Here is a 292-nt window from a genome sequence, read left to right on the forward strand (position 1 = left end):
TCGGTTACCTACTACCTCGATCTGTGCTAGATCAGCTGCGTCCTCTTCCAACACGTTCACTACCTTTACGCTTTCAACGTCATAGCCAAATTCCAGCGACATGCCTGCCCGTTGGCCGAGTGGCTCGTAGCCGCGCACTATAAATCCGCTGCCATCTTCAGCCCATTTGACGGCCTCGATGACGATCCCCTCAACACTGCGCAGCAACGGGGTTGCGCCCTCCCCTTCGCCAGTTGCTGCAGTCAGCGGTTGGGCGAGGGCGTAGCCGCGCTCTACCGTTTGGCGAAGGCTT

At 58.6% G+C, this 292-nt stretch carries 1 protein-coding gene; it reads right to left on the reverse strand.

Annotated features, from left to right (window positions below; all coding sequences use genetic code 11):
* On the reverse strand, window positions 1–292 hold a 292-nt coding region (locus QP381_RS08915; protein ID WP_285068638.1), incomplete at both ends, for a glycosyl hydrolase-related protein.

The sequence above is a fragment of the Pauljensenia sp. UMB6358 genome (assembly GCF_030216865.1).
In the GTDB taxonomy this organism is placed as follows: Bacteria; Actinomycetota; Actinomycetes; order Actinomycetales; family Actinomycetaceae; genus Pauljensenia; species Pauljensenia turicensis_A.